General features: G+C 72.3%; 24 protein-coding genes and 1 tRNA gene. 18 read left to right on the top strand and 7 right to left on the bottom strand.

Annotated features, from left to right (window positions below):
- The first annotated feature begins 12 nt into the window (after positions 1 to 12).
- Positions 13 to 618, top strand: a complete 606-nt coding sequence (locus tag ABZ956_RS05780; protein WP_361887472.1) for an HhH-GPD-type base excision DNA repair protein — start codon at positions 13 to 15, stop codon at positions 616 to 618.
- A gap of 50 nt (positions 619 to 668) precedes the next feature.
- The gene (locus ABZ956_RS05775; RefSeq protein ID WP_361887469.1) at positions 669 to 875 is read left to right on the top strand and encodes a DUF5988 family protein; all 207 of its coding nucleotides are present in this window, start codon (positions 669 to 671) and stop codon (positions 873 to 875) included.
- Between the two features lie 14 nt (positions 876 to 889).
- Here ABZ956_RS05775 and ABZ956_RS05770 read toward each other — a convergent pair whose 3' ends face one another.
- Positions 890 to 2,458, bottom strand: a complete 1,569-nt coding sequence (locus ABZ956_RS05770; protein ID WP_361887466.1) for a helicase HerA-like domain-containing protein — start codon at positions 2,456 to 2,458, stop codon at positions 890 to 892.
- Positions 2,459 to 2,546: 88 nt separating this feature from the next.
- Between ABZ956_RS05770 and ABZ956_RS05765 the strand changes: the two genes are divergently transcribed.
- Together ABZ956_RS05765 and ABZ956_RS05760 are read left to right on the top strand one after the other, a co-directional pair.
- Complete coding sequence (locus ABZ956_RS05765; protein WP_004929488.1) at positions 2,547 to 2,843, top strand: type II toxin-antitoxin system VapB family antitoxin; 297 nt, start codon at positions 2,547 to 2,549, stop codon at positions 2,841 to 2,843.
- Between the two features lie 124 nt (positions 2,844 to 2,967).
- On the top strand, positions 2,968 to 3,639 hold the full coding sequence (locus ABZ956_RS05760; protein ID WP_361887464.1) for a LytR C-terminal domain-containing protein: 672 nt from the start codon (positions 2,968 to 2,970) through the stop codon (positions 3,637 to 3,639).
- A gap of 72 nt (positions 3,640 to 3,711) precedes the next feature.
- On the opposite strand, the gene upp is transcribed toward ABZ956_RS05760, so the two are convergent.
- Complete coding sequence (gene upp, locus ABZ956_RS05755) at positions 3,712 to 4,347, bottom strand: uracil phosphoribosyltransferase (protein WP_361887461.1); 636 nt, start codon at positions 4,345 to 4,347, stop codon at positions 3,712 to 3,714.
- Positions 4,348 to 4,515: 168 nt separating this feature from the next.
- Here upp and ABZ956_RS05750 point away from each other — a divergent pair, with 168 nt between their 5' ends.
- From ABZ956_RS05750 to ABZ956_RS05735, 4 genes are all read left to right on the top strand, one after another.
- The gene (locus tag ABZ956_RS05750) at positions 4,516 to 4,848 is read left to right on the top strand and encodes a hypothetical protein (protein ID WP_361887458.1); all 333 of its coding nucleotides are present in this window, start codon (positions 4,516 to 4,518) and stop codon (positions 4,846 to 4,848) included.
- 199 nt (positions 4,849 to 5,047) lie between these two features.
- Positions 5,048 to 5,578: a hypothetical protein gene (locus ABZ956_RS05745; protein WP_361888031.1), complete on the top strand. Its 531-nt coding sequence runs from the start codon at positions 5,048 to 5,050 to the stop codon at positions 5,576 to 5,578.
- A gap of 34 nt (positions 5,579 to 5,612) precedes the next feature.
- Positions 5,613 to 6,101: a tRNA adenosine(34) deaminase TadA gene (gene tadA, locus ABZ956_RS05740; protein ID WP_361887455.1), complete on the top strand. Its 489-nt coding sequence runs from the start codon at positions 5,613 to 5,615 to the stop codon at positions 6,099 to 6,101.
- Positions 6,102 to 6,190: 89 nt separating this feature from the next.
- Positions 6,191 to 6,277: transfer RNA gene (locus ABZ956_RS05735), tRNA-Ser, on the top strand.
- Between the two features lie 83 nt (positions 6,278 to 6,360).
- Here the strand turns inward: ABZ956_RS05735 and ABZ956_RS05730 are convergent.
- The gene (locus ABZ956_RS05730; RefSeq protein WP_361887453.1) at positions 6,361 to 6,909 is read right to left on the bottom strand and encodes an N-acetyltransferase; all 549 of its coding nucleotides are present in this window, start codon (positions 6,907 to 6,909) and stop codon (positions 6,361 to 6,363) included.
- 358 nt (positions 6,910 to 7,267) lie between these two features.
- On the opposite strand from ABZ956_RS05730, the gene ABZ956_RS05725 reads away from it, so the two are divergent.
- From ABZ956_RS05725 to ABZ956_RS05715, 3 genes are all read left to right on the top strand, one after another.
- Entirely contained in the window at positions 7,268 to 8,650 is a 1,383-nt protein-coding gene (locus ABZ956_RS05725; protein WP_361887452.1) for a family 2B encapsulin nanocompartment shell protein, read from the top strand.
- Positions 8,637 to 9,992 carry a cysteine desulfurase gene (locus ABZ956_RS05720; RefSeq protein ID WP_361887449.1) on the top strand — a complete coding sequence of 452 codons (1,356 nt, stop codon included), beginning with the start codon at positions 8,637 to 8,639 and terminating at the stop codon, positions 9,990 to 9,992. Before ABZ956_RS05725 ends, ABZ956_RS05720 begins: the two co-directional genes overlap by 14 nt.
- Before the next feature lie 94 nt (positions 9,993 to 10,086).
- Positions 10,087 to 13,062 (top strand): BTAD domain-containing putative transcriptional regulator, encoded by a 2,976-nt coding sequence (locus ABZ956_RS05715; protein ID WP_361887446.1) that lies wholly within the window; start codon positions 10,087 to 10,089, stop codon positions 13,060 to 13,062.
- A gap of 465 nt (positions 13,063 to 13,527) precedes the next feature.
- Here ABZ956_RS05715 and ABZ956_RS05710 read toward each other — a convergent pair whose 3' ends face one another.
- A complete protein-coding gene (locus ABZ956_RS05710; protein ID WP_361887444.1) occupies positions 13,528 to 13,890 on the bottom strand; it encodes an STAS domain-containing protein in 363 nt (120 codons plus the stop codon).
- A gap of 699 nt (positions 13,891 to 14,589) precedes the next feature.
- Here ABZ956_RS05710 and ABZ956_RS05705 point away from each other — a divergent pair.
- From ABZ956_RS05705 to ABZ956_RS05685, 5 genes are all read left to right on the top strand, one after another.
- Complete coding sequence (locus tag ABZ956_RS05705) at positions 14,590 to 14,754, top strand: hypothetical protein (protein WP_361887441.1); 165 nt, start codon at positions 14,590 to 14,592, stop codon at positions 14,752 to 14,754.
- Positions 14,755 to 14,818: 64 nt separating this feature from the next.
- The gene (locus tag ABZ956_RS05700; protein ID WP_361887439.1) at positions 14,819 to 15,112 is read left to right on the top strand and encodes a Dabb family protein; all 294 of its coding nucleotides are present in this window, start codon (positions 14,819 to 14,821) and stop codon (positions 15,110 to 15,112) included.
- 188 nt (positions 15,113 to 15,300) lie between these two features.
- Positions 15,301 to 16,206: an RNA polymerase sigma factor SigF gene (locus ABZ956_RS05695; RefSeq protein WP_361887436.1), complete on the top strand. Its 906-nt coding sequence runs from the start codon at positions 15,301 to 15,303 to the stop codon at positions 16,204 to 16,206.
- Positions 16,207 to 16,406: 200 nt separating this feature from the next.
- Positions 16,407 to 17,240, top strand: coding sequence for an RNA polymerase sigma factor SigF (locus ABZ956_RS05690; RefSeq protein WP_361887433.1), 834 nt, complete (start codon positions 16,407 to 16,409; stop codon positions 17,238 to 17,240).
- A gap of 55 nt (positions 17,241 to 17,295) precedes the next feature.
- The gene (locus ABZ956_RS05685; protein ID WP_361887430.1) at positions 17,296 to 18,096 is read left to right on the top strand and encodes a hypothetical protein; all 801 of its coding nucleotides are present in this window, start codon (positions 17,296 to 17,298) and stop codon (positions 18,094 to 18,096) included.
- Between the two features lie 4 nt (positions 18,097 to 18,100).
- On the opposite strand, the gene ABZ956_RS05680 is transcribed toward ABZ956_RS05685, so the two are convergent.
- Positions 18,101 to 18,319: a hypothetical protein gene (locus ABZ956_RS05680; protein ID WP_361887428.1), complete on the bottom strand. Its 219-nt coding sequence runs from the start codon at positions 18,317 to 18,319 to the stop codon at positions 18,101 to 18,103.
- Between the two features lie 181 nt (positions 18,320 to 18,500).
- Between ABZ956_RS05680 and ABZ956_RS05675 the strand changes: the two genes are divergently transcribed.
- A complete protein-coding gene (locus ABZ956_RS05675) occupies positions 18,501 to 18,986 on the top strand; it encodes a MarR family transcriptional regulator (RefSeq protein WP_361887425.1) in 486 nt (161 codons plus the stop codon).
- A gap of 24 nt (positions 18,987 to 19,010) precedes the next feature.
- On the top strand, positions 19,011 to 20,645 hold the full coding sequence (locus tag ABZ956_RS05670) for an MDR family MFS transporter (RefSeq protein WP_361887422.1): 1,635 nt from the start codon (positions 19,011 to 19,013) through the stop codon (positions 20,643 to 20,645).
- Between the two features lie 173 nt (positions 20,646 to 20,818).
- Here the strand turns inward: ABZ956_RS05670 and ABZ956_RS05665 are convergent, their stop codons facing one another.
- Positions 20,819 to 21,586: a TetR/AcrR family transcriptional regulator gene (locus ABZ956_RS05665; protein ID WP_361887419.1), complete on the bottom strand. Its 768-nt coding sequence runs from the start codon at positions 21,584 to 21,586 to the stop codon at positions 20,819 to 20,821.
- A gap of 79 nt (positions 21,587 to 21,665) precedes the next feature.
- Positions 21,666 to 23,171, bottom strand: coding sequence for an MFS transporter (locus ABZ956_RS05660; protein ID WP_361887416.1), 1,506 nt, complete (start codon positions 23,169 to 23,171; stop codon positions 21,666 to 21,668).
- Between the last annotated feature and the right edge of the window lie 3 nt (positions 23,172 to 23,174).

Here is a 23,174-nt window from a genome sequence, read left to right as displayed (position 1 = left end):
GATCATCGGCATATGGACCGTCCTCTCCGGCTCGCCCAGCAGTCCGACGCCGACGCGCTGTTGTCGCGCAGTCCGCTCGCGGCCCTGACCGGAATGCTGCTGGACCAGCAGATCCCCATGGAATGGGCCTTCACCGGCCCGTACACCATCGCCCGGCGCCTGGGCCGCGACGACCTGGACGCGCACGAGATCGCGGCATACGACCCCGAGGCGTTCGTGGCGCTGTTCTCGGAGAAACCCGCCGTGCACCGCTATCCGGGTGCCATGGCCGCCCGGGTGCAGCAGTTGTGCCAGTACCTCGTCGAGCATTACGACGGCGACGCGAGCGCCGTCTGGCGCGGCGTCACCGACGGCGGGGAACTGCGGGAACGGCTCAACGCGCTGCCCGGAATCGGCAAACAGAAAGCCCAGATCTTCCTGGCCCTGCTGGGCAAGCAGTTCCACGTGACACCCGAGGGCTGGCGCGAGGCGGCCGGCCCGTACGGCGAGGAAGGCTCCCACCGGTCGGTGGCCGACATCACCGGGCCCGAATCCCTGGCGAAAGTACGGGCATATAAGCAGGAGGCGAAACGCGCCGCCAAGGCGGCCAAGGCCGCCGGGCCCGACAGGAAAGCGTGAATCCGGCGCGTCGTCGGGCGGTCGGCACGCACCGCCGCGAGACTGTCGCCATGAGCAGCAGCGCCAAAGCAGTCCTAGAAGGCGGCCCGGACGATCTGCCCGAGCGCATCGTGCCGATCACCCCTCCCGGGGTCGAGCTGAAGATTCCGTTCCGGGGCGGGTACGAGCACTTCAAGGTCACCCCCCGGCACCAGGACACCGCGCAGGGGCGGCTGCCCGTCTACGAGTGGTGGGAGCGCACCGAGATCGCCGAATAGCGGCCGGGCGCGGCTCACCGCCGGCGCCGGCGCGTCGTGCCGAAGAGCGAGCGGGTGATCTCGCGGCCGATCTGGGTGCCCACCGAACGGGCCAGGGACTTGAACATGCCGCTGCCCACCACCTGGTCGATCAGCGAGGGCTCCGCCTTCGCCGCCTTTTCCGCGGGGGCCTGTGCGGGTGCGGGCGCCTCCCGCGCCGGGGGCCGGGTCAGCTTCTCGTAGGCCGACTCGCGGTCCACAGCCTGTGCGTAGCGTTCGTAGAGCCCGGACGCCCGTACGGCCCCCTCCATGGCCGCCGCGTCGACCGGCCCCATCAGCGAACAGGGCGCCCGCAGCCGCGTCGCCGCGACCGGCGTCGGCGCGCCCCGCTCGCCCAGGACCGTCACCACGGCCTCGCCCGTGCCCAGGTTCGTCAGCAGCTCCTCGAGGTCGTACGGCGAGACGGGGAAGGTCTTGACGGTGGCCTTGAGCGCCTTGGCGTCGTCCGGGGTGAAGGCGCGCAGCGCGTGCTGCACCCGGTTGCCGAGCTGGCCCAGGACGTCGGGCGGGACGTCCTTGGGCGTCTGGGTGACGAAGAAGATGCCCACGCCCTTCGAACGGATCAACCGCACGGTCTGGGTGACCGACTCCAGGAACGCCTTCGAGGCGTCGGCGAAGAGCAGGTGCGCCTCGTCGAAGAAGAAGACCAGCTTGGGCTTCGCGACGTCCCCGACCTCCGGCAGGCCGTGGAAGAGGTCGGCGAGCAGCCACATCAGGAACGTGGAGAACAGCTGCGGCTTGTCCTGGACGGCGGGCAGCTCCAGTACGGACACCAGGCCGCGGCCGTCGGGCGCGGTGCGCAGCAGTTCCTGGGTGTCGAACTCGGGCTCGCCGAAGAACGGCCCCGCGCCCTGCTGTTCGAAGGCGGTGAGGGAGCGCAGGATGACGCCGGCCGTCTGCGCGGAGAGCCCGCCGATGTCCCGCAGCTCCGGGCGCCCCTCGTCGGAGGTGAGGAAGGCGACGACGGCCCGCAGGTCCTTGAGGTCGGTCAGCTCCAGGCCCTTGGCGTCGGCGTAGTGGAAGATCAGGCCGAGCGACTGCTCCTGGGTCCGGTTCAGGCCGAGGACCTTCGACAGCAGTACGGGCCCGAAGTCGGTGACCGTCGCCCGCAGCGGGATGCCGGTGCCCAGCCCGCCCAGGGCGTAGAACTCGGTGGGAAAGGCCGCCGGGGCCCAGTCCTGGCCCACCTCCGCGGCCCGCCCGCGCACCCGCTCGTCGTCCGTGCCGGGGGCGGAGATGCCCGAGACGTCGCCTTTGACGTCGGCGAGGAAGACGGGCACGCCATGCGCGGACAGTTGTTCGGCGATGAGCTGGAGAGTTTTGGTCTTTCCCGTTCCGGTCGCGCCCGCGACCAGGCCGTGGCGGTTGAGCATGGACAGCGGAATCCGGATGGCGGCCCCCGGGTGAGCGGCGTCGTCCCAGATCAGGGCCCCGAGGTCGAGCACCGGACCGCCGAAGGCGTACCCCTTGGCGATCTTCGCGGCGGGCGGCGGCAGGCCGGAATCGGGGTCCGCGGAGGAAGGAATGTCGCTCGAAGGTCCCATGCATCACTCCCGGTATGCGGCTGATTGTCACCTTCGCACTACCGCGCCATGGCTGCGCTCGGAGCCGCGGGCCCGGTAGGCTTTCCGTGTGATCTTCAAGCGCATCGGAAACGGGCGGCCGTACCCCGACCACGGCCGGGAAAGCACCCGCCAGTGGGCGGATGTTGCCCCTCGCCCGGTACGCCTGGACCAGTTGGTGACCACCAAGCAGCAGCTCGACCTCGAGACGCTACTCGCGGAGGACTCGACGTTCTACGGCGACCTCTTCGCCCACGTCGTGAAGTGGCGGGGCGACCTCTATCTGGAGGACGGCCTGCACCGCGCGGTGCGCGCGGCCCTCCAGCAGCGCCAGGTGCTGCACGCGCGCGTCCTCGAACTGGACTGAGCCCGGCCGGGCACCCGCTCCGGACCCCGGCACGTGTACGGCTATTGACCCTTTTGGGTTGGGGTCCGCGCAACCCATTGATCATCTAGTAGGCAGCGGCTCCCCTCAGCACTACGCTGCGCTCATGAGCATGCTCACCCCTCCCGGCATGGGTGGTAAGTACCGCATCACGGGCAATCGGTTCCCGCACATGCGCCGCCCTCCGAACCGCCGCAGGATCGTGCTCGCCGCCGCCGCCACGACCGTCGTGCTCGGGCTGACCGGATGGGGGACGCTCCAGCTCGTCGAGGTCTTCTCCGGCGGCACGGAAAAGCCCCAGGCATCGGCGGCCCAGCAGCAGCGGGAGAAGAAGAAGGAAGGCGACTGCAAGAGCGCCGACGACGACACGGACACCGCCGGGCGCACGGCACCGAAGACGCTGCCCAAGCCCGGTGACATCACCGTCAACATCTACAACGCCACACCGCGCGGCGGCCTCGCCAAGATCACGGCGGATGAGCTGGCGCGCCGCGGCTTCAAGATCGGCAAGGTCGGCAACGCCCAGGAGGACTACGACAAGAAGGTCGAGGGCCCGGGAATCCTGCTCGGCTCCCGTGACGCCCTCGACGGGGCCCTGAAGGTGCTGGGCACCCAGCTGGGGGGCACCGAGGCCAAGAGCGACGACCGGGAGGGCCAGGACGTGGACCTGGTCCTCGGCTCGGCGTACAAGACGCTGACGCCGAAGGAGGAGGCCGACCGGGCGCTGTCCGCTCTCGTGGAGCAGCCCCGGCCGGTGCCGTCCGCGACGAAGTGCTGAAGGGCCCGCCCCCGGGGTCGGGCGGCGGGCCGTACGGGCCGGCGCCGGTGGCGGCCGGCCCGTGGCGCGCTGCTAGCCCGCGGTGCCGTACATGCGGTCGCCCGCGTCGCCGAGGCCCGGGACGATGTAGCCCTGCTCGTTGAGGCGCTCGTCCACCGAGGCGGTGACGACGGTGACCGGCGCGCCCTCGAGCTCGCGCTGCATGACCTCGACGCCCTCGGGCGCCGCCAGCAGGCAGAGCGCGGTGACGTCGTCCGCGCCGCGCGCGATGAGCTCGTTGATCGCGGCGACGAGGGTGCCGCCCGTGGCGAGCATCGGGTCCAGGACGTACACCTGGCGGCCCGAGAGGTCGTCGGGCATGCGCGTCGCGTACGTCTCCGCCTTGAGGGTCTCCTCATTGCGGATCATGCCCAGGAAGCCGACCTCCGCCGTGGGCAGCAGCCGGACCATGCCGTCGAGCATGCCGAGACCGGCGCGCAGGATCGGCACGACCAGCGGGCGGGGGTGGGACAGCTTGACGCCGGTGGTCGCCGTGACCGGGGACTCGATGTCCACCTGCTCGGTGCGCACATCGCGCGTGGCCTCGTACGCGAGCAGGGTGACCAGCTCGTCGCACAGGCGCCGGAAGGTGGGGGAGTCGGTGCGCTTGTCGCGCAGCGTGGTGAGTTTGTGCGCCACCAGCGGGTGGTCGACGACGTGGATCCGCATGACATCGACATTAACCGAGCTTTAACGCTCGAGCGCCCGCCCGGTGTCTCCCGGCGGTCCGCAACGGTCTGTCGCCACCCTGGCATCAAACCACCACTTAGGGGGAAAGTGGGCACGTACGCCCGGTCTGTCGCCGGGCGACGCCCTCGGCACGAGGTGGTGCTGCCCATGGCCGGCCATGACAGGCGGGCGTCCGGACCGGCTGCCCGGACGCCCCGCGAGAGCGCGGATCCCCGCGAAACCACGGAGACCGACGAGCGCCGCAGACGGGCGGAGCCCGGCCGGCGGCCGGATCCACGGCGCCGGGAGCGGTCGCAGCAGCCGCAGGAGTCCATAGCGGCGGATCCGGACGCGGAGAGCGCCGAGGACCGCCGCCGGCGACGGGCGCAGTTCCTCCGTGAGCTGAACGAGGCGAAGGAGCTGCGCGACCGGGTGCAGCCGCGCCGGGCCCGCGCGGCCCGGATGCGCCAGCAGATGCGGATGCGGACCTTCCGCTGGTGACGCGTGAGGACGGGCGGCGCCCGGCCGCGACAGGCCGGCGGAAGCCCGTACGGACCCCACGTGAGCGACATCTCTTCGGACTGCTGCACGACGCAGCGCGGAAGACCTCTCGCAGCGCTCCGGTTTCTGCCACGATTCCGAGTGGGCGGGGTGGTCCCCGTCCAACCCGGCACCGCCTATGACCAGTGGGAGAGTCACGGTGTACTTCGCCGCATTGCTCGCGCGCACCGAAGACGGGTGGGAAGCGAGCGACACAGAACTCGACAACGTGGAAACCCTGACCGATCTCGCCGATCTCGCCCGTGAGTCCTCGGTGGGCGACGACACGGTCCTGGCCCTCATCGAGCAGGAGGACAGCTGGTTCGCCATCGTCCGGGTGGACGGCGAGGACGACCCCCGTGTCTACGTCTCGGACGCCGCCGCCGCGAGCCGCAGCTCCTACGGGGCGATGCTCGTCGACGAGCTGACCGGCCGCGAGGAGGACGACGGCGAGCTGGAGAGCCTCGACCTGGACGGCACCGAGGACGGCGAGCCCGAGCCCGCCGACGAGGGCCCGGACAGCGACGCCGCCGAGGCCGCCGCGCCGGCCCCGCACGGGCCGCTGGGAGACGCCGCGCTCCTGGCCGACCTGGGGGTGGGCGAGAAGGAGCTGAGGGCCCTGGACGGGGACGCGCTCAGCACCATCGCCGACGTGCTCGGCTGCACGGAGGTCCTGGAGGCCGTCCGCTGACGGCCCCCGGGCCGCCTTCGCCCACACTGGTGCCATGAACGAAGCCGTCCCCGCCAGCACCCACGACCCCGTACGCGATCCGTGGCGCGCCCCCATGCGGGCCGCCCTCGCGGAGGCCGTACGGGCCCCCGAGACCGGCGACGTGCCGGTGGGGGCCGTGGTGCTGGCGCCGGACGGCTCCGTCATCGGCCGCGGCCGCAACGAACGCGAGGCCACCGGCGACCCCACCGGCCACGCGGAGGTGCTCGCCATCCGCGAGGCCGCGCGGGCCGTCGGCGAGTGGCGCCTGACGGGCTGCACGCTGGTGGTCACGCTGGAGCCCTGCACGATGTGCGCGGGCGCGATCGTCCTCTCCCGCCTGGACCGCGTCGTCTACGGCGCGGTCGACGAGAAGGCCGGCGCGGCCGGCTCCCTGTGGGACGTCGTCCGCGACCGGCGCCTCAACCACCGCCCCGAGGTCGTCCCCGGCGTCCTCGCCGAGGAGTGCGCCGGACTCCTCACGCGCTTCTTCCGCGCCCGATGAGCCCTGACGATCCCCCATGAGCAGCGTCACACCACCCGGAGCCGGAACCGATTTCAGAGCACGGCCCACCGTCCGCTAAGCTCTCTCTCGGTAGCGTGTCCGAGCGGCCTAAGGAGCACGCCTCGAAAGCGTGTGTGGGGGCAACTCCACCGTGGGTTCAAATCCCACCGCTACCGCTTCAAGAGAACCGCCCCTGACCTGCGGAAACGTGGGTCAGGGGCGGTTTTCGTTGTGGATCTGTGCAACACGCCGCAACACGCTAAGAGGCGCTGACGGCGACGGCCGGGCGGTACTCCATCTCGTCATGGTCGCCCACGCGACGGGTGTGCTCGAATCCGGCCTTGCGGTAGAAGGCGGCAGCGCGGCCGTTGTCCTCGTGTACGAGCAGCCGGAGTCGGCTCACGCCCGGGCGTGCCACAGACCAGTTGACGGCCGCGTCCAGCAGCGCCTGGGCCACGACACCTCCCCGGTGTTCCTTCCGCACGAAGACGGCAACGAGGTGGGCTTGCCGCTGCTCCACGCGCTCCCCGGTGAAGTCCTCAGTTCCGGGTTCTTCCACCAGCACGGTCACTGTTCCGGCCAAGTCACCCGTGGGCGCCTCGGCCACGAACTGACACCCGTGAGGACTTCCCGCGGCACCCCGGGCGGTGCGGTCCTTCCAGAACGTGTCGGGCTGCCCCTGAGCCCGTTCGTAGGTCTCCAGGAAGGCGATGGGGGCCACCGGATCTCTCAGCGCGGCAAGGCGTAGTTCCTTCGCGGCAAGCCATTCGTCCACCCGCACTTGCCTGATCACGTAGTCACCGTCCATGCGACCCATGGTTCGACCGGTCACGATGCCCCTGCAACTGATTTGAAAGCCGAGCCCTGCACTGCCCGTGACCACCCCTCTCCGGCGATCGAATCCGGTCGAGTAATGGTCCGGGCCAAGCGCACCGGCATCGGGCGGCGGCGTGACTTTCCGGTCGGACGATACGACTGACGTACATGTCATGGGCATACACGGCGAGTTGGTTGATCTTTGCACCGCCCCGTGCGCTCAGGAATTCGATCATTTCAGGACTGCCCGAAGAAGCTGACGCCTTGTAGCCGGGGACGGCCGACCGGACGATCGGTCCTCGTCACCCCCACGGTCGCGTGCCGTGGGGACGCTCGTCGAGGAGGACCACGTGAACGATCGCCTCAGTCTCAGCCCCGATGCCGCACGGCAGTTGGCCACCACCACCAAGACCACCCCGCAGATGCGCGGGATCACGCCGCGGTACGTGCTGAGGGCGCTGCCCTGGGTGGACGTCGAGTCCGGCGTCTACCGCGTGAACCGGCGGCGGACGTTCATCCTCGGCGACGACCGGATCAGCTGCTACAACGAGGGCGGCACCCACCGCGTCGTCCCGGAGGACCTGCGCGAGCTGCCGTTCCTGCGGGAGGCCGACGACGGGTTACTCGCCGAGCTGGCGGGGGCCTTCACGGAGGTCCCGTTCGAGGCCGGGCAGGTCATCGCGGACGAGGGCGCGGTCTGCGACAAGCTCTGGGTGATCGTCACCGGGCGGGCCGAGAAGCGGGTGACGGGGCGGTACGGGGAGGACGCGCTGCTCGAGGTGGTCGGGGACGGGCAGTTCTTCTGTCTCGACTCCTGGGCCCGATGTCAGCCCCTGCCGTTCCGGGTCAAGGCGCTCACCCCGGGCCTCGCCCTGACCGTCGAGCGCGGCAGGCTGGACGCCCTGGCCGGCCGGGACGAGGGCCTGCGGGCCGCGCTGGAGGCGCACATCGCCGGCGACGGGCCGGTGCCCGGCTCCGAGGCGCCGGTGGAGCTCGCCGCCGGGCACGTCGGCGAGATCGACCTGCCGGGCACGTACGTGGAGTACGAGGACACGCCCCGCGAGTACCACATGAGCCTCGCCCAGACCGTGCTGCGCGTGCACACCCGCGTCTCCGACCTCTACAACGCGCCCATGGACCAGACCCGGGTCCAGGCCGACCTGACCATCCAGGCGCTGCGCGAGCGCCAGGAGGCCCTGATCCTCAACCACCCCGAGTTCGGGCTGTTCAACAACGTCGCCCCCGGTCAGCGCGTCCAGCCGCGCACGGGCGCGCCGACGCCGGACGACCTCGACGAGCTCCTGTCCCGCGTGTGGAAGCAGCCCGGCTACTTCCTCGCCCACCCGAAGGCCATCGCCGCCTTCGGCCGCGAGTGCACGCGCCGCGGCGTGCCGCCGGTGGTGGACACCCGCTTCGGCAGCCCGCTGCTGACGTGGCGCGGGGTGCCGCTGCTGCCCTCCGACAAGGTGCGCTTCACCGGCGCGGGCGGCGCCGGGCTCACCGAGATCCTGCTGATGCGCGTCGGCGAGGCCGAGCAGGGCGTCATCGGGCTGCGCCCGGCGGGCGTGCCGGACGAGGTGGAGCCGGGCCTGTCGATGCGCAACATGGGCACGGACCGCAAGGCCATCACCTCGTACCTGCTGACGGCGTACTTCAACGCCGCGGTGCTCGTCGAGGACGCCGTCGCCGTCCTGCAGAACGTCGAGGTGTCCAAGTACCATGACTATTCCTGACGTTCGCGCGTATCCGGAAGCAGCGACGCCGACTGTCCCTGGCGTCCCTGCTGCCCCTGCTGTCCCTGCCGCCCAGTCCAGCCCGCCCCGCGGCCGCGGCGGCTTCGACCCGGAGACGGCCCGGCGCGACATCCCCGTCCTGCACCGCACCGTCAACGGCCATTCGCTCGTCTGGCTGGACAACGGCGCCACCACGCAGAAGCCGCGCCAGGTCATCGAGGCCCTCGGCGCCTACTACAGCGCCGCCAACTCCAACATCCACCGCGGGGCGCACACGATGGCCCGCGAGGCCACCGAGACGTACGAGGCGGGGCGGCAGGCCGTCGCCGACCTGCTCGGCGCCGGCACCCCGGACAGCATCGTCTTCACGCGCGGCACCACCGAGGCCATCAACCTCGTCGCCCAGAGCTGGGGGCGCGCCAACATCGGGCCCGGCGACGAGATCCTGGTCCCGGTCCTGGAGCACCACTCGGACATCGTCCCGTGGCAGATGCTGGCCAAGGAGAAGCGCGCCCGGCTCGTGCCCGTCCCGCTGCTGCCGGACGGCAGCATCGACCAGGAGGCCTTCGCGCACCTGCTGTCCTTCCGCACCCAGCTCGTCGCGATCAGCCACGCGTCGAACGTGCTGGGGACCGTCCCGCCCGTCAGGGAGATGACGGCGCTCGCGCACCGGTACGGGGCGCGGGTGCTGATCGACGGCGCGCAGGCGGTGGCCCACTTCCCCGTGGACGTCCAGGAGTTGGACGCGGACTTCTACGTCTTCTCGGGGCACAAGCTGTTCGCCCCCACGGGCATCGGCGCGCTGTACGCGAAGCCGGAGGTGCTGGCCGGGATGGCGCCGTGGCAGGGCGGCGGCAACATGATCGACCAGGTCGACTTCGCGGGCAGTACGTACGCGCCCGTGCCGCACCGCCTCGAGGCCGGCACCGGGCACATCTCCGGGGTCGCCGGGCTGCTGGCCGCGATCGACTGGCTGACCGGCTTCGACCGGAACGCCGTCGCCGCGTACGAGAACGGGCTGCTGGCCTACGCCGAACAGGCCCTGTCCGCGCTCCCGGGGCTGCGGATCCTGGGCTCGGCGCCCGGGAAGATCGCGGTGCTGACCTTCACCCTGGCCGGGCACGACCCGGTGGAGATCGCCCACTGGCTCGACCGGGACGGCATCGCCGTCCGCGCCGGGCACCACTGCGCCCAGCCCTCGCTGCGCCACTACGGCGTCGAGAGCGCGGCGCGCGCCTCCCTCGCCCTCTACAACACGGCGGAGGAGGTGGACCAGCTGGTGGCGTCCCTGCGACGGCTTCAGGAAGAGCCGCCAGGAGCACGGGCCGCGCGGCAGCCGTGACGGCGGCCCGGGCCGCACCGCCGTGGTTCCGGTGCGGCCCGGGCAACCGACGGTATTGTTCGTATCAGCTCTGAAATGACCGAAATGGGCTGAAATGAACACTTCGCACGGCGAGGAGCGCTTCCGGTTCCATGTGCTCGGCCCGGTGCGGGCAGAGCGGGACGGCAAGCCGCTGCAGCTCGGCTCCCCGCAACAGCGGGCCGCCCTCGCGATCCTGCTCCTGCGCGGCGGCCGGCCCATCACGACCTCCGAGCTCGTCGACGGCCTCTGGGGAGACACCCCGCCGGACGAGGCGGAGGCCACCGTGCGCGCGTACCTCTCCCGGCTGAGCGCCGAACTCGAGCCCGGGCGCCCGCCCGGGGCACCCGCCCGGCTGCTGGTCCCGTCCGGCGACGGCTACGCCTCGCACGCCCCGGCCGCCACGCTCGACGCCGCCGTCTTCGAACAGCACCTGACGGCCGCCCTGGCCGCCCGCGACGCGGGCGACGTCGCCGGGGCGCACGAACGGCTGACCGCCGCCCTCGCACTGTGGGAGGGCACTCCGCTGGCCGCGCTGCCCGGCCCGTACGCCGCCCGCGAGCGCGAACGGCTCACCGACCTGGGCGCCCTCGCGCGCGAGGAGTTCTACGGCTGCGCCCTCACCCTGGGCCGGCACACCGACGCGGTGACCGAACTGCGGGCCCTGGTCACCGAACACCCGCTGCGCGAACGGGCCCGGGGCCTGCTCATGCTGGCCCTGCACCGCGCCGGCCGGCAGGCGGAGGCGCTGACGGTGTTCGCCGACGCCCGGCGCCTGCTCGCCAAGGAGCGCGGCACCGGGCCCGGGCCGGAACTCACCCGCCTGCACGAACAGGTCCTGGCCGGCGACCCCGCCCTGTCGGCGCCGCCGCCCCCGGCACCCACCGCCACCACCGCCGCGACCGGCCCCGACCGGCTGCCGCCCGGCATCCGCGACTTCACCGGCCGCGAGGCACTGCTCGCCGAGGTCCGCTCCGCGCTCGCCGGCGGCGACGGCCGGCCGGTCGCCGTCGCCGTCCTGACCGGGCCCGGCGGCGTCGGCAAGAGCACGCTGGCCGTCCACGTCGGCCGCGCCCTACGGGCCGCCTACCCCGGCGGCCGCTTCCACCTCGATCTGCGCGGCTCCGGCGACACGCCCGTCACCGGTGACGCGGCCCTGACCCGGCTCCTGGCCGCGCTCGGCGTCGCCGACAGCGCCCTGCCCGAAGGGCCGGCGCGGCAGGCCGCGCTCTACCGCTCCCTGATCTCCGAACGCCGCGTGCTCCTGCTGCTCGACGACGTACGGGACGCCGCGCAGGTGCTCCCGCTGCTTCCGGCCGCACCGGGATGCGCCGTACTGGTCACCAGCCGGTCGGCCGACCTCGACCTGCCCGGCGCCCGGCGCATCGCCGTGGAGGCGATGGAGGAGAAGGAGGCCCTCGCCATGCTGGAGGCGGTCGCCGGGGCGACCGGCGCGGGCGCCGCCGCCACGTCGGCGCGCTCGGTGGTGACCGCCTGCGGGCGGCTGCCGCTCGCCGTGCGCATCGCGGGCTCCCACCTCGCCGTCGCCTCCTCGACGCCGGCCGACCTCGCCGCCCGCCTCCGCGACGAACGGCGCCGACTGGAGGAGCTCCACGCCCGCGACCTCGACGCCGAGTGCGCCTTCCGCGTCGGCTACGACGCCCTCGACCCCGAATCCGCCCGCGCCTTCCGCCTCCTGGCCCAGCCCGACGCCACCGGCCTCGACGCCGGGGCCGCCGCGGCCGTCCTCGACGTGCCCGAGCCGGCGCCCGCGGACGCCGGCGCCCACGCCGCGGACCTGACCGCCCACCTCGCCGCCGCGGGACTGCTGGAGAACCTGGGCGGGGGCCGGTACCGCTGCCACGACCTGCTCAAGGAGTTCGCCCGGCGGCAGAGCGAACGCTCCGACAGCCCGCCCGTACGGGACGCGGCGCTGCTGCGCCTGCTCGACCACCACCTGGCCACCGCCGTCACCGCGCTGCGCCGCATCCGCCCCGACAGCCCCGAACCCCGCCATCTGCACCACAGCCTCGAGACGACGGGCCGCCCCCTCGCCGACGCGGACGACGCCCACGCCTGGCTGCGCGACGCCCACCCGGACCTCCTCGACGCCGTGCGCCAGGCCCTCGCCCTGGACGTGCCCGAGGCGCTGCGGCCCGCCGTGGACCTGCTGACGGTCTGGGGCCGGCTGACCGCGGGCACCGCACGCCACCAGGACCTCGCCCCGCCCGCCGGGCAGGCCCTGGAACGGGCCCGGCAGCGCGCGGACGACGCGAGCGCCGCCCGTGCGCTGCGGCTCCTCGCCGCCCCGCGCTACGGAGCCGACACCTACGAACGCGCCGAGCGGGACCTGCGGGCGAGCCTGCGCCTGGCCGAGTCGGCCGCCGACGCCTACGTCCTGACCACGGCCTCCCACGAGCTGGGCGTCGTCCTCCTCGCCCTCGGCCGGCCCGACGAGGCCCTGCCGCTGCTCGTACGGGCCGAAGAGGGCTTCCGCGGCGAAGGGGCGACGAGTTGCGCCCTGGAGGCCCTGGCCCACACGGCACGCGCGTACGTCGCCCTGCGCCGGGCCGACGAGGCCCTCGGGGCCGTCAACGAGGCGACCGAACGCGCCCGGGAGCTGGGCCACGGACCGACCCTGGCGCTCGTCCTGCACGAGGCGGGCATCGTCCACCTGCGGGCCGACCGTGCGGCGACGGCCGCGGACCGGTTGCGGGAGGCGCTGGCGGCGGAGGACATCGAACCCCGCCGGGAGGCCCTGCTGTGGGCGCGCCTGGCCCAGTGCCGGCTGGACCAGCGGCAGCACCGCGAGGTCGTCACCGCGGCCGACCGGGCGCTGGCGCTCGAGGCCGGCCTGGGCGACGCGTACTGCCGCGGCCTGGCGCTGGCCGCCCGCGGCAGCGCCCAACTGGCACTCGGCGAACCGCGCCTCGCGCTGGGCTCCCTGCGGGAGGCCCACGACGTGCTGACACGCCGCGGCGCCACGGAGGCGGCGGAGGTGGCACGCCTGCTGGACAAGGAGTTCCCCCACCACCGCGCCCCATCCGCCTGACCGCCCACGTTCCGCGGGCGTCAGGCCCCGGCTCAAACGGCTGCGACGCCTACCGCGCAGCGCCCGGGCAACAGCCCCACGCCGCTCACGGATCGACAGCGCCCCCGGCGGCCCCGACGCCCCGCCCGCAACAACAGCCCCAGGCCGCCAGGACGACAGGCTCCAGACGCCCAGCGGGCCCCGCGGACCGCCCACCCCGCACAACGCGCCCAGCCACCCGCCTGCGGCGACAGCACCACCCCCGCGAATCGACAGGCCCCGACGCCCAGCGCGCCCACGCACCCGCCCCGCCCACCGCGCGGCCCCACCCGCACCCGCACCCACCCGCCGCTCGTCCGGCCGGCGACCGTCCGTTCACCTCGCGGGCACCGTGCGGGTCAGCGGGTCAGCCGAGGCCGTAGGAGCCGATCCGCGGTCGTCAGGCCCGCGCCCGCCGACGGCCCCTGGCGCGGTGTGAGCCGCCGGTCAGGCGGGGACGCTGCCCACGGCCGTCGGCGGGAACTCGTCCAGCCAGGCGAACGCCGGCTCGACGCCGGCGATCCGTATCACCTTCGACACCATCACCCCGCCCCGTACGACGCGCAGCCGCGCCCCGCCGCGCAGCGCCCGGGCGCGCGCCCGCAGCAGCAGCCGCACGCCGCTCGCGTCCAGAAACGTCACGCCTCGCAGGTCGATGACGAGGTCTCCCCGGCACCGCCCCGCCAGGGACTCGACGCGCGGGCCCAGCACCTGCTCCGCCAAGATGTCGATCTCACCCAGAAGTTCCATGACGACCGCTCCCCCCACCACGCGCTCCCGCATGGTGAAGGCGAGCTCGTGCACGCCCATGGCGAACCTCACCGCCCTCCCACATCGGGCACACCGTGTGCCTTTCTGGTGCCCCGGCAATGGGCCGATTTCACCTCAGCCGCCCACCCGTCTGCGGCCCGACGGACTCGAGGGCTCCGCGCCGGGGAGGAACACGGCGCGACGGCCGGAATCGTGCTGACCGCGGGTCAGGAGAGGCGACAGCGGCAGGTGGTGCCGGCAGCGGCGCCAGGCGCACGGGGCGCTGGGCCACGGCGTGCGGGCGGGCCCCGGCGCCCCCTGTCCGGCGTGCGGGGCTTGCGCGGAAGCCCCGGCTCCCTCACCCGTGCGCGGCTTCGGGAGCCGGGGCTTCCGGCAAACGCAGGACGGGGAAGACGACGTCGGGGGACGAACCGTCTCCCCCGACGAGGACACGGGCTCCAAGTCCGGGCCGTGGTCGGGGGGTAGACACGGCCGGACCCCGCAGGGAGGTCCGTATCCCTCGCCCGCAGGATTCCTGCCAGATCCGCGGGCGCACCTCCATCCTCCGCCCCCGCGCGGGCCCGGCAGGCGGGCGAAGGACCCGCCTTGCAGGGTCTTAAGTCCTTAAAGATGAGGTGAGGGGTGTGAGTACCTCCACACCCCCGCTCCGCCCACGCCCTGCACGGCTCCGTCCATTCGCACGGACGCACGGTTAGACTCTCGCGACCGCACTCGGGACAGCAGGGGAGGGAGTGCCTCATGGTGCAGACAAAGAAGGTCGTTCTCTGGGCCCTCGGCATCTTCGTGGCGTACACGATCATCCACTCCCCCGCACGGTCGGCCGAGCTCGTCCAGATAGGGTTCGAGGGGATCTCGGACGCCGCCAAGAGCGTCGGCGAGTTCATGACCCAGCTGATCAGCTGACCGGCCGCGGCGGCCGGGGCGGCGGCGTAGAGCGGCGAGAGCCGAAGAGCGGAGAAGGCAGCCAGTGATCCGTCACCTCGTCCTGTTCAAGCTCAACGAGGGCGTCGGGCGCGACGACCCCCGCGTGGTCGCCGGCGTGCGGGCGTTCGAGGAGCTGGGCGCGCTCATCCCCGAGCTGCGCTCCTGGGAGTGCGGCTGGAACATCTCCGACCGGCCCATCGCCTACGACTACGCCATCAACTCCTCCGTCGAGGACACCGACGCGCTGCGCCGGTACCTGGAGCACCCGGCCCACCAGGCAGGCGTCGGCCAGTGGCGCGAATTCGCGACCTGGGTGATCGCCGACTATCCGTTCTGACCCGCCCCGCCGCACGGCGACGGCCGGTCCGCAGCACGCCTCCCCTCCCCTCACCGCCTCGGTGAGGGGATTTTTTCGTCGTCAACACGGAGTTATGCGGTGCTTGCACACAGTGCACATGTCTTGTGATGCTATGACCGCTTTTGCCGGATGAGTTGATCGAAAATGACCACAAAGGGGTGGTGACCGTGCCGGCCCGTACAGCGCCCGAAGCCCCCCTCCGGCGCGACAAGCCCGCCGACGAACCGGACCGGAGCGAGGACATCGCCGAGCCCGGCCCCGACGACCACACCGAGACCGGCACCGTGCAGGGCCCCCGGGCCCGCGAGAGCCGGGGCGCCGACGCCCGGGCCCTGACCCAGGTGCTCTTCAAGGAGTTCGCCTCCCTGGAGCCCGGCACGCCCGAGCACGCCCGCGTGCGCGCCGCCCTGATCGAAGCCAACCTCCCCCTCGTGCGGTACGCCGCGGCGCGTTTTCGCAGTCGCAATGAGCCGATGGAGGACGTGGTCCAGGTCGGCACCATCGGACTCATCAACGCCATCGACCGTTTCGACCCCGACCGCGGGGTGCAGTTCCCCACCTTCGCCATGCCGACCGTCGTCGGCGAGATCAAGCGCTACTTCCGCGACAACGTCCGCACCGTGCACGTCCCGCGCCGCCTCCACGAGCTGTGGGTGCAGGTCAACGGCGCCACCGAGGACCTGACGGTGCTGCACGGCCGCTCCCCGACCACCGCCGAGATCGCCGACCGGCTGAAGATCGCCGAGGACGAGGTGCTCGCCTGCATCGAGGCCGGCCGCTCGTATCACGCCACCTCCCTGGAGGCGGCGCAGGAGGGCGACGGCCTGCCCGGCCTGCTGGACCGGCTCGGCTACGAGGACCCGGCGCTGGCGGGGGTCGAGCACCGGGATCTCGTACGTCACCTGCTCGTACAGCTGCCGGAGCGCGAACAACGCATCCTTCTACTGCGCTACTACAGCAACCTGACGCAGTCGCAGATCAGCGCGGAGCTGGGGGTGTCGCAAATGCATGTGTCCCGGCTACTCTCACGGAGCTTCGCCCGGCTGCGATCCGCAAATCGAATCGACGCCTAACTCTCCCGGGTGACCCCTGCCCCGATGTCATGGGGAAGATATGTCGACTTGACGCTACAGCGTGTTGCCGACATGTGACATTCTGCTGGAACTGCGTTTGCCACAGCGCAGCCTCCGGTATTCAGGTGGAGGCTGAACGCCTCAGCCGTACTCTCGACCGGGGGCCCGCTGTGACCCGTCCGCGACCTCAAGGGGGTGGCATGTCCGTAGACCTGGGCAGCGCGAAGGTGCTCGCCAACGACGCACCGCACGCCGTGCTCGACGACTGCGAAGCCATCGACACCCGCACCCTCTCCCGCTCCCTCTTCCTGCGGCTCGCCACGCTCGAGCGGGACAGTGCCGAGCGTACGTACGTCCGCGACACCCTGATCGAACTCAACCTCCCCCTCGTGCGCTACGCGGCCGCCCGCTTCCGCAGCCGCAACGAACCGATGGAGGACATCGTCCAGGTCGGCACGATCGGGCTGATCAAGGCGATCGACCGCTTCGACTGCGAACGCGGGGTCGAATTCCCGACGTTCGCGATGCCGACCGTCGTCGGTGAGATCAAACGCTTCTTCCGCGATACCAGCTGGTCGGTGCGCGTGCCGCGGCGCCTCCAGGAGTTGCGGCTCGCCCTCACCAAGGCGAGCGACGAGCTCGCACAGAAGCTCGACCGCTCCCCGACCGTGCCCGAACTCGCCCTGTGCCTGGGCGTGTCCGAGGAGGACGTGGTCGACGGCCTGGCGGTCGGCAACGCCTACACCGCCAGTTCGCTGGACTCGCCCTCCCCCGAGGACGACGGCGGCGAGGGCTCCCTGGCGGACCGGCTCGGCTACGAGGACAGCGCGCTGGAGGGCGTGGAGTACCGCGAGTCGCTCAAGCCGCTGCTGGCCAAGCTGCCGCCGCGTGAGCGCCAGATCATCATGCTGCGGTTCTTCGCCAACATGACGCAGTCCCAGATCGGCGAGGAAGTCGGCATCTCGCAGATGCACGTCTCCCGGCTGCTGACGCGGACGCTGGCACAGCTGCGCGAGGGCCTCATCGCGGACTGACGCGCCCCGGCCCGGACATATGTACAGCTGACTGACCGTCAGCCACACTGGGCCGATGCGACGGATGACGCTCGTCTCCGCTTCGGCCACCGCGCTCTGCCTCTGCCTGGGGGCGGCGCTCACCGGCTGCGGCGGCAGCGATCGCGACGGCTATGTCGCCACGGGGGCCGCCGGACCCGGCGCCTCCCGGCCGGCGGACCGGGCCGTGCCGCCGAAGGGCGGCGTGGAGCTCGTACCGCTGGACGGCGCACCGCACTCACCGGCGCGTTCGCCCGGGCCTTCGAGGCGGCCCGCACCCACCCGGAGCGGGAGCCCCGTTCCCGCACGACCCGCCCCCGGCGCGGCCACCGGCAGCCCGGGCGGCACGGCCACGACGCACGCCCCTCACGACGTGCCCCTGCCCGCCACGAGCGGCGACACGGGCCTCTCCGGCGGCAACGGCGACACCCCGCCCGCCCGCACGTCGCGCCCCTCCAGACCTTCCCCTCCCTCGCGCCCCGCACCCCCGGCGCCATCGGGACCCACCGGTCCCGGCACCCCGGCACCGGCCCCCGCCGCCCTGGAGGTCGGCGAACCGCGCCGCGAGCCCGGCCCGGACCGGTGGTGCGAGCAGGTCACCCTCACGTTCGCCAATACCGGCGGCAGCCCCGTCACCGCCGGCACCGTCACCCTCGGCACGCACATCATCGGCGCGTTCGGCACGGACTGGGCCACGATCAGCTCCAGCCATCCGCTCCCGGCGCCGATCGAGGCCGGGCGGACGGTGGAGGCGACCTTCCCGGTGTGCGTCGACGCGTGGCGGGTGCTGCCGGGGATGCGTATCGAGACGCGCGACGTCTCGGTGGACTGGGCCTGACCCGTCAGGCCATCGCGAGCAGCACGGCCCCCACGACCACCGCGATCGCGACGACGACGCCCACGATCACACCGACGCCCGGCCCGGACTTACGGCCGCGCCCCGCGGCCGCCGCGGCCCGGCCGCCCGTCGGCGCCCCCTCGTCGACGAAGGCGCGGAACATCTGAGTGCTGCCCGCGGGGTCGTGGTTGCCCTCGGGGCTCTGCTGATGGTGGTTGGCCATGGGCCAGGACCCTAGCGAAACGGCCCCGCCCCCTCCGCACAGGGCCACCGCTTTACGGGCCGCGGGGCAAGGTTTGGTCCTTCCTTTACCCGTTTTGGGCGCTATTCGTTTGCCTTCAGCAACCAAACGTCCGTATGGTTGCCCGAAGCAACCTAACCGTCGGATCCGAGGAGCCGAGTCCATGGCCGCACAGGAGCAGTACGAAGAGCTGGCCCGGCAACTCAGCGCCCTCGGCGCCGTCAAGCGCGGTCTGAGCCGGTCCCTCCCCCAGGACTGCTCGCCCGCCACCGCCATGCTGCTGGCCCTGCTCAAGCAGCACGGCGACATGCGGATGAGCCGGCTCGGCGAGCTCCTGGGCATCGACGCCTCGGTGACCAGCCGGCACGTCGCGTACGCCGCCGAGCGCGGCTGGCTCGACCGGCACCCCGACCCGCTCGACAAGCGCTCGCGGCAGCTGAGCCTCACCCCCAGCGGCGCGGCGCTGCTGGAAGAGGTCTCGGCGCGCTACACGCAGGCGCTCGCGACCTGCCTGGAGGACTGGTCCGACGACGACGTCGGCCACCTCATCGGCCTGATGACGCGCCTGCGCGAGAGCTTCGGCGAGTGCCGACCGCGCCTGGCGCCGCAGCACCACCCGGCCGACCACACCACCCGTACACACGCCTGAAAACCGCAGCGAGAAAGGGAGTCCATGGCCAACACCACACCGGCAGGTGTGCGGGACGCCTCGACAGACACCGCAGCCGCACCCATGACGCATCGTCAGATAATGGAGGCCCTCTCGGGCCTGCTCCTCGGCATGTTCGTGGCGATCCTCTCCTCGACGATCGTCTCCAACGCGCTGCCGGAGATCATCCACGATCTGCACGGCAGCCAGTCGTCCTACACCTGGGTCGTCACGGCCTCGCTGCTGGCGATGACCGCGTCCACCCCGCTGTGGGGCAAGCTCTCCGACCTCTTCAGCAAGAAGCTGCTGGTCCAGCTGGCCCTGGTGATCTACGTGGCCGGCTCGGTCGTGGCCGGTCTCTCGCAGAACACCAGCATGCTGATCACCTGCCGGGTGTTCCAGGGCATCGGCGTCGGCGGCCTCTCCGCCCTCGCCCAGATCATCATGGCCGCGATGATCTCCCCTCGTGAGCGCGGCCGTTACAGCGGCTACCTCGGGGCGACCTTCGCCGTCGCCACCGTCGGCGGCCCGCTGCTGGGCGGCGTCATCACCGACACCGACTGGCTCGGCTGGCGCTGGTGCTTCTACGTCGGCGTGCCGTTCGCGGTCATCGCGCTCATCGTCCTGCAGAAGACGCTGAAGCTGCCCGTCGTCAAGCGCAAGGTCAAGGTCGACTGGCTGGGCGCGTTCTTCATCACCGCCTCGGTCACCCTGCTGCTGATCTGGGTCACCCGGGCCGGCAAGGGCAAGGACTACGACTGGATCTCCTGGCAGAGCTACGCCATGGTCGGCGGCTCGCTGGTGCTCGCCGCGCTCTTCGTCCTCACGGAGTCGAAGGCGTCCGAACCGATCATCCCGCTGCGGCTGTTCCGCAACAAGACGATCGCCCTCTCCTCGCTCGCCAGCCTCTTCGTGGGCGTCGCGATGTTCGCCGGCACGGTCTTCTTCTCGCAGTACTTCCAGCTGGCGCGCGGCGAGTCGCCGACGATGTCCGGCGTGCTGACCATCCCGATGATCGCCGGCCTGTTCGTCTCCTCGACCGTCTCCGGCCAGATCATCACCAAGACCGGCCGCTGGAAGGCCTGGCTGCTCAGCGGCGGCGTCCTCGTCACCGCGGGCATGGGCCTGCTCGGCACCATGCGGTACGACACCCCGTACTGGCACCTGGCGATCTACATGGCGCTCATGGGCCTCGGTATCGGCATGATGATGCAGAACCTCGTGCTGGCCGCGCAGAACCAGGTCGAGCCGAAGGACCTCGGCGCCGCCAGCTCCGTCGTCACCTTCTTCCGCTCCCTGGGCGGCGCGGTGGGCGTCTCCGCGCTCGGCGCGGTCCTCGCCAACCGGGTCCCCGAGTACGTCAAGGACGGCATCACCGCGCTCGGCCCCAAGGCCGCGGCGGCGATGGGCCACGGCGGTACGGGCGGCGGCGGCATCCCCGACCTCGACGCGCTGCCGGCGCCGATCCGCACGGTCGTCGAGAGCGCCTACGGGCACGGCGTCGGCGATGTGTTCCTCTACGCGGCGCCGTGCGCGCTGATCGCCTTCATCGTGACCCTCTTCATCAAGGAGGTCGCCCTCAAGGGCGGCGGCCCGGCCGCCACCTCCCCGCAGGCCGCGTCCCCGGACGCCACCGAGCCGGCCCGGCAGGCCGGCTGACGAAACCCCGGCCGGTCAGCGCGCTACGAGCGGAGTGGCGCTGCCCGGCCGGACGGCCCGGAGCCTGAACGGCATGGACGGTTCCGGACCATGGCCCCGGTGGGGGTGCGCATCGACGGCAGGGGACGGCCGGCGCACACCACCGGGGCCTTACCCATGCCGGGGGCGCGTGCTCAGAGCCCGGCGCGCTCGCGCATGACCTCGATGCCGGCGATCATCAGATCCAGCGCGTACGCGAAGTCCCGCTCCCGCTGCTCCGCGACGGACCGCGTGCCGCGCGCCTCCAGGAGCTCGGTCGCCTCCTTGTGCGTCTCGGCGAACTCCGGCTGGTCCGCGACGATGCCCATCACCTGCTCGAAGTACTCGTCCTCGGTGGTCCCCGCCTCCCGGCAGCGCTCCTTGATGAGCACCTCGGTCGTGGCGAAGCCGAAGGCGAACTGGAAGACGACGTTGAGCACCCCGCTCGCCCCGTCCTGCGGCACGCCGATGCGCCGCACCACCTTCAGCGCGGCGTCGGCGAAGGTCATGGCCTGCGGGCCGATGTTGAGGTACCGGCCCACCAGCTGGGCCACCCAGGGGTGGGCGACGAGCATCGAGCGGTATTCCATCGCCAGGTCCCGCACCTGGTCGCGCCAGTCGGCGCTCTCGTCGGACAGGTCCGGCGTCCTCATGTCGCCGGACGCCCGGTCCAGGGCCAGCTCGAGGAGCTCGTCCTTGTTGTCGACGTACCAGTAGACCGACATGGCCGTCACGCCGAGCTCGGCGGCGAGGCGGCGCATCGAGAACTTCGCCAGGCCCTCGGCGTCCAGCAGCCGGACCGTCGCGGAGACGATGCGGTCCCGGTCCAGCGCTCCCTCACCGCCCGGCTCGGCCTTCCGCTTCGGGGCCTTCCTCTCCCCCTCCTTGGCCAGCCACACGCTCGTGTGCGGGGTGCCTGCCATCGTGAGTTCTCTCTTTCCGCCGCTGTGCACGTATTCCGAATGCTAGAGGGGGCGGGGCATCGCCCCGCCCCCCGTGGGCTCAGCGCCCGGCCCGCTCCGCCCGCCGCAGCAGGACGGCCGCCACCACGCCGCCGGCCAGCACCGCCCCCGCGCCGACCAGCTGGCTGGCCTGGACTCCGGAGGCGAACGCGTCCGAGATCTCCGCGCGCTCCGCTCCCGTACGGGCGTGGGACAGCGCCTCCGGCAGGGACCCGGCCCCCGCCGCCACGCCGGGCAGCAGCGCGGCGAAGCGCGAGTTCAGGACCGCGCCCAGCACCGCGACGCCGAGTCCGTTGCCGCACTCCTGCAGCGTGCCGTTGACGCCGGCGCCCACGCCCGCCTTCTCCGGCGGGATCGCGGACATGATCGCGTTGGCCATGGCCGGCATCGACACGGCGATGCCGATGCCCATCAGGATCAGGCCCAGGAGCATGCCCCCGTACCCGTCCGCGCCGAGCACCGCGATCGACGCGAGGCCCGCCGCCAGCAGCCCCATGCCGCCCGCGATGGCACCGGGCGTGCCGATCTTCGGCAGCAGCCGGGCGCCCACACCGGTGAAGTTGAGGGCGACGATGACCAGCGCCAGGGGCGTCATGCGCAGCCCCGTCTCCAGCGGGTCGTAGTGCAGGACCAGCTGCAGGTGCTGCCCGAGGAGGAAGAACGAGCCGCCCATGCCGAAGGCGACGAGGATGCCGCCCGAGACCGCGCCCACGAAGCGGCTGTTGCGGAAGAAGTGCATGTCCAGCATCGGGTACGGGCAGCGCCGCTCCCACAGGGCGAAGAAGGCCAGCGTGACCAGGCCGACCATGCCGGAGGTCAGCACCCGGGTGGAGGTCCAGCCGTGGCCGGGGCCGGAGATGATCGCGAAGACCAGGCCCGTCATACCGATCATGGAGAGCAGCGCGCCGAGGAGGTCGGGCTTCTCGCCCGAGGGGTTCTTCGACTCCGGCACCCACTTGAGCACGGCCAGCAGGCCGAGCACGGCCACCGGCAGGTTGATCAGGAAGATCGAGCCCCACCAGTAGTGGTTGAGCAGCGCGCCGCCGATGAGCGGTCCGGCGGCGAAGCCGAGCGAACCGACCGCGCCCCACAGGCCGATGGCCTTGGGCCGCTCGTCCTCGTCGAAGACCTGCACGACGACGGCCAGGGTGGTGGTCATCAGCAGGGCGCCGCCTATGCCCATGCCCGCGCGGGCGGCGATCAGCTGGCCGGCGGTCTGCGAGAGCGCCGCCGCGAGCGAGCCCAGGCCGAACAGGGCGAGACCCACCGCGAGCAGCTTCTTGCGCCCGTAGCGGTCGGCGGCGCTGCCGGCGGTGAGCAGCAGGCCCGCCTGCACCAGCGAATAGGCGTTGATCATCCACTGGATGTCCGAGGTGGCGGCGCCCAGGTCCTCGGTGAGGGACGGGATCGCGACCGTGAGGACGGTGTTGTCCAGCAGCACGGTGAGCTGGGCCAGGCAGATGACGGCGAGGACCAGCCACCGCGTGGGATTACGGGGCCGCCCGGCGGTGGTGTCAGGCGGTGAGTCCGTGGTCGTCGACGTCATGAG

The sequence above is a fragment of the Streptomyces sp. NPDC046261 genome (genome assembly GCF_040646235.1).
Classification (GTDB): domain Bacteria; phylum Actinomycetota; class Actinomycetes; order Streptomycetales; family Streptomycetaceae; genus Streptomyces.
The sequence above is the reverse complement of the archived record's forward strand: the minus strand, read 5'-3'. Positions and strand labels throughout refer to the sequence as shown.